Raw genomic sequence first — 13,443 nt, 5'->3', positions numbered from 1 at the left:
GCCGCCGGGTCGTGACTTCCATCCGACCTGGCGGCTGTTTTACGCCCCGACGTCGCTCAGCTCGCTCTCGACCGGAATCCAGAGCTCGAACCGTGCGACGGTGAAATCGTCGTTGTATTCGGTACGCATGATCTCGGGACCAGGTACGGAGCGAAAAGGGTTGGCAGGGAACCATTCCGTGTAGATATCTCGCCACAAATACTGCACAGATTCGATTTCCGACCCGTCGGCGGTGAAGACGGCCCACGTGTGTGCGTCGACCGTCAGCACATCGAAACCCGTGGGTGAAGGTTTGCCGGTGACCACTCCCAGGTAGTAATCCAGTTCTGTGCCTTCGGTTCTGGGATGCGCCAAATTGTCGACGACACTGACGATTCCCGCCGGGTCCTGATCGGAGAGCTCGCGCAACCCTCGCAACGCAACCTTGTCCACGGAGCGGGTGAAATCTTCGATCGCAGAATTGGGACCTTCGTGAACCAATGGAACCCGGGTCTTGAACCCGACTACCGTCAGGGCAGGTTTGTCCACAAGCATGTAGTCCATCGGTGTGGCTCCTTCCAGTGTCACGTGAATGGCAAGTTTCTGTTGGGATTTGAGAACGGCGGGAGCGCGTGTGACCGCGCCGGGGCTCACGCCGTGAAATGCGGTGAACGCTCGTGTGAAGGCTTCCGCGGACGAGTAGCCGTACTTCACGGCGGTCTCCAACACTCCTGATCTGCTGACGGACAACTCGGCACCAGCCAGGGTGAGTCGACGTCGACGGATGTATTCGGATACGGGAATGCCGGCCAGGGCCGAGAACATCCTCCGAAAGTGATACTCCGAGGTGGTTGCCAGCCTTGCCATCTCGGCTGTCTCGATCTCGCCGCTCAGATTGCTTTCGATGTAGTCGAGCGCGCGGTTCAGTCCGTCGATCATCGTGTCTTCCTGTTCACGGGTTTCACGCTACGCAGATCGCTTGGGCCGTACCCGACTATCCGTGCCCGAAAAAGTAGGGCAGGAAATGCATCTGGACAACTCAGTTAATCATCATTATCTTGAATCGAACATCGATGGCTGACCAGGAGGCACAGTGAGCACCCGTTTTCCGCAGGCTGAATTGACCGAGGTGCCCGAGGACATCGCCGCCAAGATTCTCGAGATCCAGGAGAAGTCGGGGTTCGTGCCCAACGTCTTCCTGATGTTCGCTCGGCGCCCAGCCGAGTTCCGGGCATTCTTCGCATACCACGACGCGATCATGCTCAAGGAAGATTCCGCACTCACCAAGGGTGATCGAGAAATGATCGTCACCACGATCTCTGCGGCCAACAAATGTACGTACTGCGTTGTCGCGCACGGCGCAATTCTGCGTATCTACGAGAAGAAGCCGTTGGTTGCCGACCAGGTTGCGGTCAACTATCGCACCGCAGAGATCCCCGATCGTCAGCGCGCGATGCTCGACTTCGCCACCAAGGTGAACTCCGCCTCACACGAAATCGCCGACGCCGACTTCGACGCCCTCCGTGTGCACGGCTTCGGCGACGAGGACGCGTGGGACATCGCCGCGATCACTGCATTCTTCGGGCTCAGCAATCGCATGGCGAGCTTCTCCGGCATGCTGCCCAATCCGGAGTTCTACCTGATGGGGCGCGTTCCGCGGTCCTGATTCCTGCGGTTAGCGCAGCAGCTCTCAATTTTTCGGACCGACCGGTCGTAACGTCTGGAAGTCAGCCGACGAAGTAAAGGCTGTCCACGCCGGAATTGCCGTCTTCGTAAAGAAGGCCGAAAGGTTGAGCGCTATGTCGGAGAAGTCCATCGCCCATTCTCGGAGGGTCCGCTCTGCGGCCGCCGGTGCCGTACTAGCTCTCGGATTGGCGGTGGGCGGCACGGGAATTGCATCGGCAGAGCCGGAAACCGTGTGTACCCCGAGCGCTGATCCGCTGGTGACCTGCGCCGAGGAAGAGGCAGCTGCCACCACCGACGCCGACGCGGCGACGAGCACCGAGACCACGCCGGAGAAGGTTGAAGCCGGGGTCGCGGGCACGGGCAGTGCCGAAACCGCTGGTACGGACGCTGCAGCACTGGCGGAAGCCGAAGCAAAAGCCAAGGCAGCTGCCGACGCGGCAGCGAAGGCCGCCGAAGCAGCCGCGACGGCAGGGGTCGACTCGTCCGCAGCGACAGACACTTCGGTGAAGGCGACCGAGGCAATGACCCAGGCGAGCGTCGAGGCAACCAAGGCGGCGGTCGAATCGACCAAGGCCAAGGCGGAGGCCGGGGCCGCGGAACAGTCTGCCAAGGAAGCCGAAGAGGCAGCCAAGGTTGCGGAGTCCGCGGCGGCCGATGCGAAAGAGGTAGCAAAAACAGCTCAGGCAGAAGCCGACGCGGCCGCGGCCAAGGCTGCTGAACTCGAGGAGGCTGCGAAGGCCGCCGGTTCGGGGCCCAAGACCGAAGAGGCAGCAAAGGCGCGCGCCGAGGCTAATGCTCTGCAGGCCAAGGCCGATGAGGCGAAGGCTGCCGCGGATGCAAACGCCAAACTGGTAGCGGACAAGAACAAGGAAGCCGAGGAAGCCTTCAAGAACTGGGATTTCGCGAAGGCAGCCGTCGCTAAGGCTCAGGCGTTGGCCGCAGCTTGGAATGCCAAGCAGCTCGCGATCACCGTCAAGGAAACTCAGAAGGTGGCCTCCGCCGCCGAAACCACCGCCAAGGCAGCCGAGTCCGCAGCCGCCACCGAGGTAGAAGCTGCCACCGCCGCCCGTAAGGCTGCTGATGAAGCGGCAGCTACCGCAGCTTCCGCAGAGAAGGACGCTGCCGCTGCACAGAAGGCCGCGGAGACGGCGCAGGCCGAGGCCGATGCTGCAGGGGAGGCGGCCACCGACAAGCGAGCAATCGCCGACGAAAAGGCTGCCGAAGCCGCCAAGAAGGCCGAAGCTGCCGAAGCAGCGAGTAAGAAGGCGCAGGATCTCTACCTGGCCGCCGAAGACGCGAAGGCGGCGGCCGACGCCGCAGCAGCAAAGGCAAAGGAAGCTCAGGCCGCCGCAGCCGCCGCAAAGGCCGAAGCGGATGCAGCGCAGAAGATCGTCGACGAGCTCAAGGCAAAGGGCGAGAAGGAGATCGACAACGGAACAGGCGTCGGCGGTGAAGTGATCATCGGTGAGCACACTGACGACGGCTCCGGGGTCACGAAGGTCGACGAGACCACCGCTGTAGTGAACAAGACCGGCGTCAAGCTGGTCGGCTACTACAACAACAAGGGAGCCTTCGACGTCGTCGACTACTACGTCACCGATGCCGACGGCGATCCGGCGCTCGCCGGAAGCCTGCCCCCGGTCGACCTTGCTCTCGGTGACACCGCAAGCAGCAGCACCAGCGGTAGCAGCAACTCCAACCTGCCGGCTGTATTGATCGGCGTCGGAGTCGTGGGCGCTGCCGCCGCAGCAGCTACGACGGTGGTTGTTCGTCGCAAGCGTCATGACGGCCCGGGCAACACGTCTGCGTAGCGCCGGCCTCTCGGCGGTAGCGATCCTCGCCCTCCTCGCATCCGGATGTTCGGGCGAGAACGCAGGATCGCTACCAGACCGCTCGCCGGTGCAGTCGCATATCGCGGCTGCACCGGCTTCGGTGACCGTCGATCCGGCAGAACCCGAGCGGATCGAGTTGAGGTCTGCGTCCGGGGTTACGTACCTGAGCAGTCCGTTGCACTCGGAGAAGCTGATGCGCGGCGGCGAGAGTGGGCAGCAACTGAATCCTGTCGACGAACTGCCGGTGTGGTGGGGTGAAAGCGGAATGCCGGGAACGTCGACCACACAAACAGTTGTCGTGGTCGGCCACAACTACACCACTCGCGAAGCACCGTTCCGGGCGCTCCGGGTAGTGGAGCCGGGCGATCGAATTCTCCTGGGTACACCGAACGGCACACTCGAGTACGACGTCGAAACAGTCGGGCCGCTGCACAAAGGTTCGCTGCTGGGCGCTCACGAGTTGCGCGAATCGGTTCCGGGACGGCTGATCCTCGCCAATTGTGATGTCGTCGAAGGAGAGTCGACCGACGACAATTACGTTGTCATCGCCCAGCTGGCAGCGCACTGAATCCGTGGCAGTGCAAGAATAGGTACATGGATTCCCTCGGACTTCTCTCGGAACTGGTAGCTCTCGACACGGTCTCGGGGGAGTCCGCTCCTCAACAGCGGGCGATGGATTCGATTGTCTCGTTGGTTCTCTCACGTGCGCCACAGGCGAAGGTGGAGTCAGACCTGACCGGCAATCATCCCTGGGCCTTGATCACCAACGAAGCTGCACCCTCGGCAGCCAGACTCCTGTTCGCCTGCCACGTGGACACGGTGCCGGTGGGCACTGTCTCCGACTGGGAGTTCGATCCGTATGCCGCACAGGTCGACGGCGAATTGTTCCTCGGCAGAGGGACATCGGATATGAAGGCCGGCCTTGTTGCCGCTACTGCCGCGGTTGTCGACGCTTTCGAACGTGGAGTCCCGGTCGCGCTGTTGCTGACGAGCGACGAGGAAATCGGATCGCTCGGGGCTGTTCGTTCGGCCGACGCCGTTGCGAATCTCGAGGTCGGGGCCGTCATCGTTCCCGAGGCGACCGGCAATCGCATCAACCTGGGGCACCGCGGCGCACTGTGGCTCGAAGTGTCCGTCAAAGGAAAAGCCGCGCACGGGAGTACGCCGCAGCGAGGAACTAACGCCGTCCTCAAACTGCTTGACGTCGTCGACCGAGCCCGGCGTGAGCTTCCGCTGTCGTCCGACGCGTTTCTGGGTGCCGAAACCTGGAACCTCGGCTTGGTCGGCGGGGGTTCGGCTCCGAATATCGTGCCGGACAGTGCACGTGCGGTGATCGATCACCGCACGGTGGGAGACGGCGCCGACCTGCTCGCGTGGTGGCGAGCCCAACCAGAAGTCGACTCGGTGGAGACGTCGATTCATCTGGGAGGTGTGCGTACTGACGCGTCAGACCCGTGGTTGGCGACCCTGCCTATCCCTGTTGCAACCGAACCGGTTTCGTACTTCACCGACGCTTCGGTACTGGCCGCCGCCGCCCCTGGTGCTCCCGTCGTGATCTGGGGCCCTGGCACTCCCTCGCTGATGCATGCGGCCAACGAAAGCGTCAAGGTCTCCGAACTGGACGATGCGATCGCTGCTTACGGTGCGGTTGCCGCCGCTTGGCCGACGGTGGACTGACGGACAATCAGTTCAGGAGCAAGCGCGATGTGGGCTGTCGACTCGGAAGAGTTGTTCATCGCCTGATCCAGAAGTCGCACAGCTTCTTCCGCGATTCTTTCCTGCGGCTGCCCGACGGTGGTCAACGGCGGGTTGCACAATTCGGAGAACGGGATGTTGTCGAAACCGGTGACCAGAACGTCGCCGGGAACGTCGATGCCCAATGCGTGACAGGTCTGCAACACGCCGAGTGCGATCAAGTCGTCGGCGCAGACCAGGGCGTCGGGGCGAGTTTTGCCGGTCAGGATGATGTTGGATGCCGTGCGCCCCCACTCGATCGAGTACTCGCCGAGTTGTGTCCACTCGTCACGAGTTTCGATGCCCATTCGATCCGCGTGGCGGAAGAAGCCGGCCCGGCGAAGTTCTGTTGACGAATTGGTCAGCTCGGAACTGATGAAGGCGGCTGATTGCGCGCCACGCTCGGACAGATGCTCCATCACCAGGGATTGAGCGGCGTCGTCGTCGACGCCGACCCAGTCCGTCTGGGTATCCATTGCAAACCGGTCCAGTTGAACGACCGGAAGCGTTGCCGCGCTGGCTCGGACGGCTTCTGCACTCAGTTCGCCGTGGCACGGGCTGATGATGATTCCGTCCACTTGCCGGGAGACGAGCGACTTGAGTCGCTGCGCTTCCACGTCGGGATCGGAACGAGAATCGCACAGGAACAGTTGTAGTCCGCGCCGAGCGAGGACGTGTTCGACGTTGACCACCAGCGAAGTGAAGAAGGGGTTCGCGATACTCGGAACCACCATTCCGACAGTGTCCGTCCGATTACGACGCAGCGAGCTGGCGATGATGTTTCCCGAGTATCCGAGAGAATCCGCGGCTCGTTTGATCGTCGCTGCAAGCTCGTCCGAGACAGGGCGGGATCCGGACAGTGCCCGCGACACGGTGGCCGTCGACACCCCGGCCAGTTCCGCGACATCGCGAATGGTCGCCTTGCGCATGCGTCCCCCGTTTTCTGCTCGATTCGGGTCCGAGGTTATCGAACCGCACGGTCCAGTGTCCCGCATGTAACGCGATTGAGGCAATCGTTTACAAATTCGAATTGTGAAATCCTTGACACAACCCGGTGTTGATCGCATAACCTGCTAATTCATCAAGGCAATCGATTACATCGTGTGCAGATCTTGTGCATGGACATACAGCGCAAATCTTGCGCATGGAATGGGGTAGCTGAAGTGACCGCATCACCGCTCGGAGTCTTTCCGCCCAAGCCCTCGGCGCTGGCAGAGATGTTCACCGGCACGCCATCTCTCATCGGGGCCATTCACCTCCCGGCCCTGCCGGGCAGCCCGCACTACACCGGGCAGCCGGTTTCGGAAATTGCTCGCTTCGCCGTCGAGGAAGCACACGCGTATGTCGACAACGGTTTCGACGGTGTGATCGTCGAAAATCACTGGGACATACCGTTCCTCAAGCCCGGCGAACACGGATACGAAACCGCCGCCAGCATGGGAGTCATCACGGCAGCGGTGGTCGGCGAGTTCGGCAAGGCCGTCGGCGTCAGCATCCTGTCCAACGCCGGCGAGTGCGGAGTGGCCGCAGCGTGGGCGGCAGGCGCGAGTTTTGTGCGCGTCAATCAGTGGGCCAATGCCTACATTGCCAATGAGGGCTTCATCGAGGGCCAGGCCGCCAAGACGACGCGCTTCCGCCATCGCATCGGCGCCGACCCGGTCCGGATCTTCGCTGACGTGCACGTCAAACACGGTGCGCATGCCATTGTCGCGGACCGCACTGTCGCGGAACAGACCGAAGACGCCGAGTTCTTCGACGCAGATGTTCTGATCGCGACGGGTTCGCGCACCGGTGACGCCGCTTCGGTCGACGAGGTTTCCGTGATCCGAGACAACACCGTTCTTCCGGTGATCATCGGCTCCGGCATCACGGCTGCCAATGTCGCAGCGCTGATGAAGGAATGCGACGGCGCGATAGTTGCATCCTCGGTGAAGGACAATGGACGCTGGTGGGGACGGGTCGCAGGCGAGAAGGTCCGCGAACTGTCCCGGGCCGCAGGAAAGTAACCATGATTGTCTTTTGTGGATACGCCAACAACGATGTGACGGTACATGTCCCACACGTACCGGTACTCGGTGAGCGCGTTCAGGCAACGGCCATCAGTCAGATCGACGGTGGAATGAATGCAAATGCTGCGGTATCCGCGGCCAGAATGGGCGCGCAAGTGATCTTTGCCGGTGCCGTGGGCCCGGACGCGCGGTCCACCGAGTTTCTCGAAGCCCTCGAGGCAGATGGCGTCGACACCAGTTGGTCGCCGCGAGATGCGTTCCTGTCGACGGCAGTTGTTCTCATCGCGCAGGACGGCGATCGCTCCATCATCAGCCAGGACGACCCGAACGATGCCGAACGCATCGGAGTTGTCGTCACCCGATTGGCTGCTGCCGGTGGTGGACGGCTGTTCCTCGACGGATACCGTGCGGGCTTCCTGCCAGAGGGATTGCCGGGAAGCGTAAGTCTGGTAATCGATCTGGACGGTTGTGAAAACAAAGCCGCGGCACTGCGCGCGTTCGCTCTGGCCGACCACGTCGTCGTAGGGCGTGCCCTGTGGGAAGGCGAGTTCGGGATCGGTTTCGACCAGTGGCAGACTCTGGCCGCCGAGCACCACACCCACCTGCTGGTGACCGACGGCTCGCGAGGTTGGACACTGGCCACACCGGACGGCGAGGTGACGAGCGAACCGGCAGTAGTGGTCGACGTCGTCGACGCCGTCGGGGCCGGTGATTGCTTCGGCGGTACGTACATCGCTTTTGTCGACGCCGGGCGCTCACCGGTGGACGCCGCACGACTCGCCGGGGCATCGGCTGCATTGGCTTGCGCCACCGCAGGCCCCCGCGGATGCCCCACCCGAGATGAATTGGACAGCTTCACAGCAACATTGACCCCTCACACCCTTTTGGAGACTCGATGATGAAACGTGCATTGCCTCTGGCGCTGGGAGCTGCAGTCGCGCTCACGCTCACCGCTTGTGACTCGGCTTCGTCGAGTGACTCGAAGGACGCATCGGGGGGCTCGTCCATCCCGCAGCCGACCCGGGTCGCCGAAAGCTGTGACGGGACGAACGGCAAGCTCAAGGTCGGTCTGGTGACCATCAACCTCCAGGCGCTGTACTTCAACCAGATCAACAATGCCGCGAAGAACGTCGCGGACAAGGCAGGCGTCGACCTGCAGATCATCAGCGGCAACGACGATTCCGTCGCGCAGGCCAACGCCTTCGACAATCTGATCGCCGCCGGAGTCGACGCGATCATCGTCGATGCAATCGACACGGACGGAATCAAGCCGTCGGTGGTCAAGGCCAAGAACGCGGGCATCCCCGTCGTCGCGGTGGACGCGACCATCGACGATCCGGCACTGTCGACTCAGGTCGGTACGGCCAACGCCGAGGGTGGTGCCAAGATCGGAAACACCTTGGCCGACGTCGCGAACAACACCGGAACGGTCGGTATCGTCGGCGCGCTCAACAGCACGGTCCAGTTGGAGCGGCAGAAGGGCTTCACGGAGACCGTGACCGGCCGCGGAATGACCGTCGGCACCGTCGTGGACGGACGTAACATTCAGGAGAACGCACAGACCGCAGCGGAGAACCTGCTGACCGGCGGTGGCGACATGAAGTACGTCTACGCAACCGGTGAGCCGGCACTGATCGGTCTCGTCGCGGCGGTCAACAGTCAGAAGGCGCAGGATCGCATCGAAGCAGTCGGTTGGGATCTTTCGGATCAGGCGGTAGGCGGACTCAAAGCCGGTTGGCTTAAAGGCGTGGTCCAGCAGAACACCTTCGAATTCGGCCATGAGGCAATGAATTCGGCAATCGACCTGGCTTGCGGACGCGGCGCTCCGGCAAACATCCCGGTTCCCACCCAGATCGTGACCCCGGAGAACGTGGCCGACTACATGTACTACTTGGAGAAGTAATCATGGCACCTCCACTGATCGAACTCTCGGGCATCACCAAGTCGTACGGACCGGTGAAGTCCCTTCAAGGAGTGGACCTTCGGCTGGCGAAGGGTGAAGTACTCGGAGTGGTCGGCGACAACGGCGCCGGTAAGTCCACTCTGATGAAGATTCTCGCCGGTGCGGTTCAGCACGACGGCGGCGAAATGCGCGTCAACGGTGAACCAGTGCGCTTTTCGACGCCTCTCGACGCCCAGCAGAAGAAGATCGGAATCGTCTACCAGGATCTGGCTCTGTGCGACACGCTGGATGTCGCCAGCAACCTGTTCCTCGGCAGAGAACCGCGAAAAGGTCCCTTCCTCGACCGGCATGCCATGCACGAGAAGGCGGCTCACATTCTCGCCGACCTGCATGTCAAGGTGAAGTCGACCTACCAGGAGATCGGGCAACTGTCCGGCGGACAGCGGCAAACCGTCGCGATCGCCCGCGCAGTCTCCTTCCGCCCAGACGTACTGATCCTCGACGAGCCCACCGCAGCGCTTGCCGTCGCCGAGGTCGAGTCGGTGCTCAAGCTGATCACGGACGTCGCAGCGGCCGGCGTGGGCGTCATTCTCGTGACACACCGCCTGCAGGACCTGTTCCGCGTGTGTGACCGAATCACGGTCATGTACGAGGGGCAGAGTGTCGACGACGTTCCGATCGGCGACCTCAACATCGAGTCCCTCGTCGGACTCATCACTCGAACTCCGGTGCCGCAACGGACATCGGCAGCAACACAGGGAGCCACGGCATGACCACTCTCGAGAAGACTCAGGCGCCGATCGAGCGCAAGCTCGCCGCGAAACCCTCCTTGTGGGACAGCGTCAACAAGCCCACCCTCGCGATGCTGGCGGTGACAGTTGCTGTCGCAGCCGTCTTCTCGGCGACCACGTCGTCGTTCCTGACATTTACGAACCTGTCGAACCTGGCAACCCAGATCGCTCCGGTTCTGATCATCGCGGTGGCGATGACTTTCGTGATCACGGCAGGTCAGATCGACCTGTCCGTCGGTGCGATCGTCGCGTTCGTCGCGGCGATGAGTGCCGAGCTTATCCAGGCCGGCGTCGATTCGTCCCTGGTCTTCGTCGCCGCCCCGGTGATGGGTGCGGCCTGGGGCCTGGTCAACGGATGGCTCGCTGCCTATCAGGGCATTCCGCCGTTCATCGTGACTCTGGCGACGATGTCCGTCATTCGCGGTATCGCGCTGTATCGGACCGAAGGATTCTCCGTTCCGGTTCCGGCCGACACTTACTTCGCGAAGCTCGGAACTGCTGAGTTCCTCGGGTTCTCCGCCAGCGCCTGGATTGCTCTCGTCGTCGTGGTCATCGGAGCAATTGCGCTCAACCGCATGCGCTTCGGGCGCTATGTCACCGGTATCGGCTCCAACGTCGAATCCGTGCGACGGTCCGGCGTCAACACGCGTCGTGTGCTCATGATGACGCTCGTCTTCACCGGCTTGGCTGCCGGTATCGCGGGACTGCTGATCGCGGCTCGACTGGGCTCGGGTTCGGCCAACTCCGCAACGGGATTCGAGCTCACCGTGATCACCGCGGTGGTTCTCGGTGGCACCAATCTCTTCGGCGGTCGCGGCACCGTGATCGGTACCGTCATCGGCGCCGTCCTGACCGGAATCATCGCCAACGGATTGACCCTGCTCGGCGTGAGCCCGTTCCTGACGCCGATCATCACCGGTGTCGTTCTGCTACTGGCCATCTGGATCAACATGCGCGGACATACACTGAGCGCGCTGTGGCGACACCTGCAGTCCGCACCCTCGGGGCCTGCACGCTCATGAGCAAGGTTCGTACTGTCACGGGAACCGTGGACAGCTCGGAACTCGGACTGGTTCTCCCACACGAACATCTGCACAACGACGTCACCGGTGCGTACACCGAGGCCCCGGATCCGGTTGTGGCGCAGCGGTTGGCCGGTCCGGTACGCGCCGAGGATGCCTGGCTTCTTCACGACAATCCGTACTACAGTCTCGACAATTGTCGAGTCGACGACGCAGCGGCCGTGGTGGAAGACCTTGCGGACTTCGCCCGCCTCGGTGGTCGGACGATCGTCGATCTGACGCCGCCGGGACTGGGCCGGGCGCCGGAGAAGCTGGGGGAGTTCTCGCGCACGTCAGACGTGCGAGTGATCATGGGTTCTGGCTGGTACCTCGAGACGACCCATCCGGTCGAGGTTCACGAACTCGGTGTCGACGATCTGGCGGGCTCGCTCGTCGCGGAGTTCGATCCGGCAAAGGAATTGGCTCCGGGAGTGATCGGGGAGATCGGTATCTCTCCGCTCTTCACTCAGAACGAGGCGAAGGCCTTGCGTGCGGCGTGCATCGCTCAGCGCGAGGTGGACGTGCCCCTGTTCGTCCACCTTCCGGGCTGGCAGCGCGTGGGACATCACGTCGTCGACATCGTGGTCGACGAGATGGGCGTCGATCCGCAAGCAGTGGTCCTGTGCCACATGGACCCGTCCGGACACGACGCCGACTACCAACGATCGCTCGCCGACCGCGGTGTCTTTCTCGAGTTCGACATGATCGGGATGCCTTTCGATTTCCCCGGCGAGGGTCTTTCTCCACATCCGGCGGAAACAGCCACTGCGGTAGCCGGATTGGTCACCTCCGGTCACGCATCACAGCTCCTGCTCAGTCACGACCTCTTCCTCAAATCAATGCTCAGAAAGCACGGCGGAAACGGATTCTCCTACGTACCACTCGCCTTCGCCGCCCGATTGGTGCGCGCAGGCGTAGATCCCCAGCAAGTGTCCGCATTGATGCGAGACAACCCGAGGTCGCTCTTCGAGCAGGCCGCGAAAGGAAACAGAAGCAGTCATGGGTAAACGAGTACTGATCGCCGGCGAGAGCTGGATGACGACGTCGACGCACGTCAAGGGCGTCGACGAGTTCAGTGTCCATTCCTACGTCGAGGGAGTCGGTCCGCTTCGGGATGCGCTCACCTCACGTGGCCACGACGTGACACACATGCCCGCACACCTGGTGCCGACGCAGTTCCCCGGTACCGCAGAAGCGTTGTCCCAGTTCGACGTCGTCGTTCTCTCCGACATCGGAGCGAACTCGCTGCAGCTGGCTCCCGGCGTGTTCGACCAGTTCCGCGCCGGCGAGGATCGTCTTGTCGCGCTACGTGACTGGGTGAACGCCGGCGGCTCACTGATGATGATCGGTGGCTACCTCTCGTTCTCCGGATTCCAGGCGCGAGCAGCTTTCCGCCAGACCGCGATCGCCGAGGTACTGCCCGTGACGATGCTGGCCGAAGACGATCGCGTCGAGACACCGGCTGGGATCGTTCCCACCGTCGTCGATGCTGCTCACCCGGCTCTCGGTGGTGCCGGCGATTCCTGGCCGGCGCTCCTGGGATACAACCGCGTCGTCGCGAAGGACGGTGCCGTGGTTCCCGCCACCATCAACGGCGATCCGCTTGTCGCTGCCGGTGAATACGGCGCCGGACGGTCGATCGTCTTCACCTCGGACTGCTCGCCGCACTGGGCTCCGCCGGAGTTCTGTGAGCAGTGGCCCGGATACACCGACCTGTTCGACGGCTTGATCAGTTGGGTCGCCGGCGAATGAGTCGCTCCTCAGACCTGCTCGCGCGGCAGCAGAGTAATCTCGCTGCCGCGCGGGCGGTTCCATTCATCGAGGACACCATCGGCGGGACGTTGAGTGATGAGGGATTCCGCCGGTACCTCGTGATCGAAGAGGCATTTGTACTGACGGCCGTCAAGGTGTTGGGGTTGGTGGTCGCCGAATCCCCGACGCTCGACGACGCGCTCGACCACGTGACGTCGATGTCGAACCTGGTGGGCGAGCAGCGCGAGTATTTCGCGCAGTTGCGTTCCCGCTTCCCGTACGAGGGGGACGCAGCGGCGCTGGTCGAGGAGTCGGCCGTGCTGTCGACGCACGCCTTGACTCTCGCTCGCGAAGAGGGCAGGGCGGCGGCGCTGGTGGGCATGTACGCCGCGGAAACCCTGTATCTGTCGTGGTGCCGGGAGGCGGCGGCAGTGAAGGTAGATCGCGAACCAGCGTTGCAGGACTGGGTGGACATGCATGTCGCTCCGCCGTTCGTGTCTCAGGTGGCAGTGCTGGCGTGCGAAGTGGACGCCATGCCCGAGTCCGTCACCGACGAGGACCTGGATCGGTGGTTCTCGGGCATGCTGGTCGCAGAGATCGATTTTCACAACGTGGTGGTGTGAACCACTGCTGTGCGCCTTTATTAACCCCCGGCGGTTAATAAAGGCGCACAGCAAAAGGCCCGTAGGTCGCTTT

General features: G+C 62.7%; 14 protein-coding genes. 12 read left to right on the top strand and 2 right to left on the bottom strand.

Annotated elements, in window-relative coordinates:
- Positions 1-39 precede the first annotated feature (39 nt).
- On the bottom strand, positions 40-918 hold the full coding sequence (locus tag BH682_RS25475; protein ID WP_075834481.1) for an AraC family transcriptional regulator: 879 nt from the start codon (positions 916-918) through the stop codon (positions 40-42).
- A 154-nt stretch (positions 919-1,072) separates the two neighbouring features.
- Here BH682_RS25475 and BH682_RS25470 point away from each other — a divergent pair, with 154 nt between their 5' ends.
- The 4 genes from BH682_RS25470 (at position 1,073) to BH682_RS25455 (ending at position 5,174) form a co-directional block, all read left to right on the top strand.
- Positions 1,073-1,645 carry a peroxidase-related enzyme gene (locus BH682_RS25470; protein WP_075834479.1) on the top strand — a complete coding sequence of 191 codons (573 nt, stop codon included), beginning with the start codon at positions 1,073-1,075 and terminating at the stop codon, positions 1,643-1,645.
- Between the two features lie 133 nt (positions 1,646-1,778).
- Positions 1,779-3,476, top strand: a complete 1,698-nt coding sequence (locus tag BH682_RS25465) for a hypothetical protein (RefSeq protein WP_065454959.1) — start codon at positions 1,779-1,781, stop codon at positions 3,474-3,476.
- The gene (locus BH682_RS25460) at positions 3,448-4,065 is read left to right on the top strand and encodes a sortase domain-containing protein (protein WP_003940455.1); all 618 of its coding nucleotides are present in this window, start codon (positions 3,448-3,450) and stop codon (positions 4,063-4,065) included. The genes BH682_RS25465 and BH682_RS25460 overlap by 29 nt, the downstream gene beginning before the upstream one ends.
- A 26-nt stretch (positions 4,066-4,091) precedes the next feature.
- The gene (locus tag BH682_RS25455) at positions 4,092-5,174 is read left to right on the top strand and encodes a M20/M25/M40 family metallo-hydrolase (RefSeq protein WP_030536559.1); all 1,083 of its coding nucleotides are present in this window, start codon (positions 4,092-4,094) and stop codon (positions 5,172-5,174) included.
- Here BH682_RS25455 and BH682_RS25450 read toward each other — a convergent pair.
- Positions 5,135-6,160, bottom strand: coding sequence for a LacI family DNA-binding transcriptional regulator (locus BH682_RS25450; protein WP_042446970.1), 1,026 nt, complete (start codon positions 6,158-6,160; stop codon positions 5,135-5,137). The two genes, BH682_RS25455 and BH682_RS25450, sit on opposite strands and share 40 nt — an antisense overlap.
- A gap of 234 nt (positions 6,161-6,394) precedes the next feature.
- On the opposite strand from BH682_RS25450, the gene BH682_RS25445 reads away from it, so the two are divergent.
- Genes BH682_RS25445 through BH682_RS25410 form a run of 8 tightly spaced genes read left to right on the top strand, consistent with a single transcriptional unit; the run spans position 6,395 to position 13,370 of the window.
- Positions 6,395-7,237 (top strand): BtpA/SgcQ family protein, encoded by an 843-nt coding sequence (locus BH682_RS25445; protein ID WP_003940276.1) that lies wholly within the window; start codon positions 6,395-6,397, stop codon positions 7,235-7,237.
- Positions 7,238-7,239: 2 nt separating this feature from the next.
- Positions 7,240-8,139: a carbohydrate kinase family protein gene (locus tag BH682_RS25440; RefSeq protein WP_075834477.1), complete on the top strand. Its 900-nt coding sequence runs from the start codon at positions 7,240-7,242 to the stop codon at positions 8,137-8,139.
- Positions 8,136-9,143, top strand: a complete 1,008-nt coding sequence (locus BH682_RS25435) for a substrate-binding domain-containing protein (RefSeq protein WP_019745494.1) — start codon at positions 8,136-8,138, stop codon at positions 9,141-9,143. Before BH682_RS25440 ends, BH682_RS25435 begins: the two co-directional genes overlap by 4 nt.
- A gap of 2 nt (positions 9,144-9,145) precedes the next feature.
- Positions 9,146-9,916, top strand: a complete 771-nt coding sequence (locus tag BH682_RS25430) for an ATP-binding cassette domain-containing protein (protein ID WP_003939830.1) — start codon at positions 9,146-9,148, stop codon at positions 9,914-9,916.
- Positions 9,913-10,956 (top strand): ABC transporter permease, encoded by a 1,044-nt coding sequence (locus tag BH682_RS25425; protein WP_003939698.1) that lies wholly within the window; start codon positions 9,913-9,915, stop codon positions 10,954-10,956. Before BH682_RS25430 ends, BH682_RS25425 begins: the two co-directional genes overlap by 4 nt.
- On the top strand, positions 10,911-12,002 hold the full coding sequence (locus BH682_RS25420; protein WP_223304580.1) for a phosphotriesterase family protein: 1,092 nt from the start codon (positions 10,911-10,913) through the stop codon (positions 12,000-12,002). The genes BH682_RS25425 and BH682_RS25420 overlap by 46 nt, the downstream gene beginning before the upstream one ends.
- A complete protein-coding gene (locus tag BH682_RS25415) occupies positions 11,995-12,747 on the top strand; it encodes a glutamine amidotransferase (protein WP_003939869.1) in 753 nt (250 codons plus the stop codon). Before BH682_RS25420 ends, BH682_RS25415 begins: the two co-directional genes overlap by 8 nt.
- Positions 12,744-13,370 carry a TenA family protein gene (locus BH682_RS25410; protein ID WP_058037937.1) on the top strand — a complete coding sequence of 209 codons (627 nt, stop codon included), beginning with the start codon at positions 12,744-12,746 and terminating at the stop codon, positions 13,368-13,370. The genes BH682_RS25415 and BH682_RS25410 overlap by 4 nt, the downstream gene beginning before the upstream one ends.
- Positions 13,371-13,443: the final 73 nt, after the last annotated feature.

This window comes from Rhodococcus sp. YL-1, assembly GCF_001942025.1.
In the GTDB taxonomy this organism is placed as follows: Bacteria; Actinomycetota; Actinomycetes; order Mycobacteriales; family Mycobacteriaceae; genus Rhodococcus_F; species Rhodococcus_F qingshengii.
The sequence above is the reverse complement of the archived record's forward strand: the minus strand, read 5'-3'. Positions and strand labels throughout refer to the sequence as shown.

Bases quoted from the DNA above. Each gene is read 5' to 3' on its own strand.
- BH682_RS25455 (WP_030536559.1), top strand. From the start codon at position 4,092: ATGGATTCCCTCGGACTTCTCTCGGAACTGGTAGCTCTCGACACGGTC.
- BH682_RS25435 (WP_019745494.1), top strand. From the start codon at position 8,136: ATGATGAAACGTGCATTGCCTCTGGCGCTGGGAGCTGCAGTCGCGCTC.
- BH682_RS25430 (WP_003939830.1), top strand. From the start codon at position 9,146: ATGGCACCTCCACTGATCGAACTCTCGGGCATCACCAAGTCGTACGGA.
- BH682_RS25415 (WP_003939869.1), top strand. From the start codon at position 11,995: ATGGGTAAACGAGTACTGATCGCCGGCGAGAGCTGGATGACGACGTCG.
- BH682_RS25460 (WP_003940455.1), top strand. From the start codon at position 3,448: ATGACGGCCCGGGCAACACGTCTGCGTAGCGCCGGCCTCTCGGCGGTA.
- BH682_RS25425 (WP_003939698.1), top strand. From the start codon at position 9,913: ATGACCACTCTCGAGAAGACTCAGGCGCCGATCGAGCGCAAGCTCGCC.
- BH682_RS25475 (WP_075834481.1), bottom strand. From the start codon at position 918: ATGATCGACGGACTGAACCGCGCGCTCGACTACATCGAAAGCAATCTG.
- BH682_RS25450 (WP_042446970.1), bottom strand. From the start codon at position 6,160: ATGCGCAAGGCGACCATTCGCGATGTCGCGGAACTGGCCGGGGTGTCG.
- BH682_RS25410 (WP_058037937.1), top strand. From the start codon at position 12,744: ATGAGTCGCTCCTCAGACCTGCTCGCGCGGCAGCAGAGTAATCTCGCT.
- BH682_RS25440 (WP_075834477.1), top strand. From the start codon at position 7,240: ATGATTGTCTTTTGTGGATACGCCAACAACGATGTGACGGTACATGTC.
- BH682_RS25465 (WP_065454959.1), top strand. From the start codon at position 1,779: ATGTCGGAGAAGTCCATCGCCCATTCTCGGAGGGTCCGCTCTGCGGCC.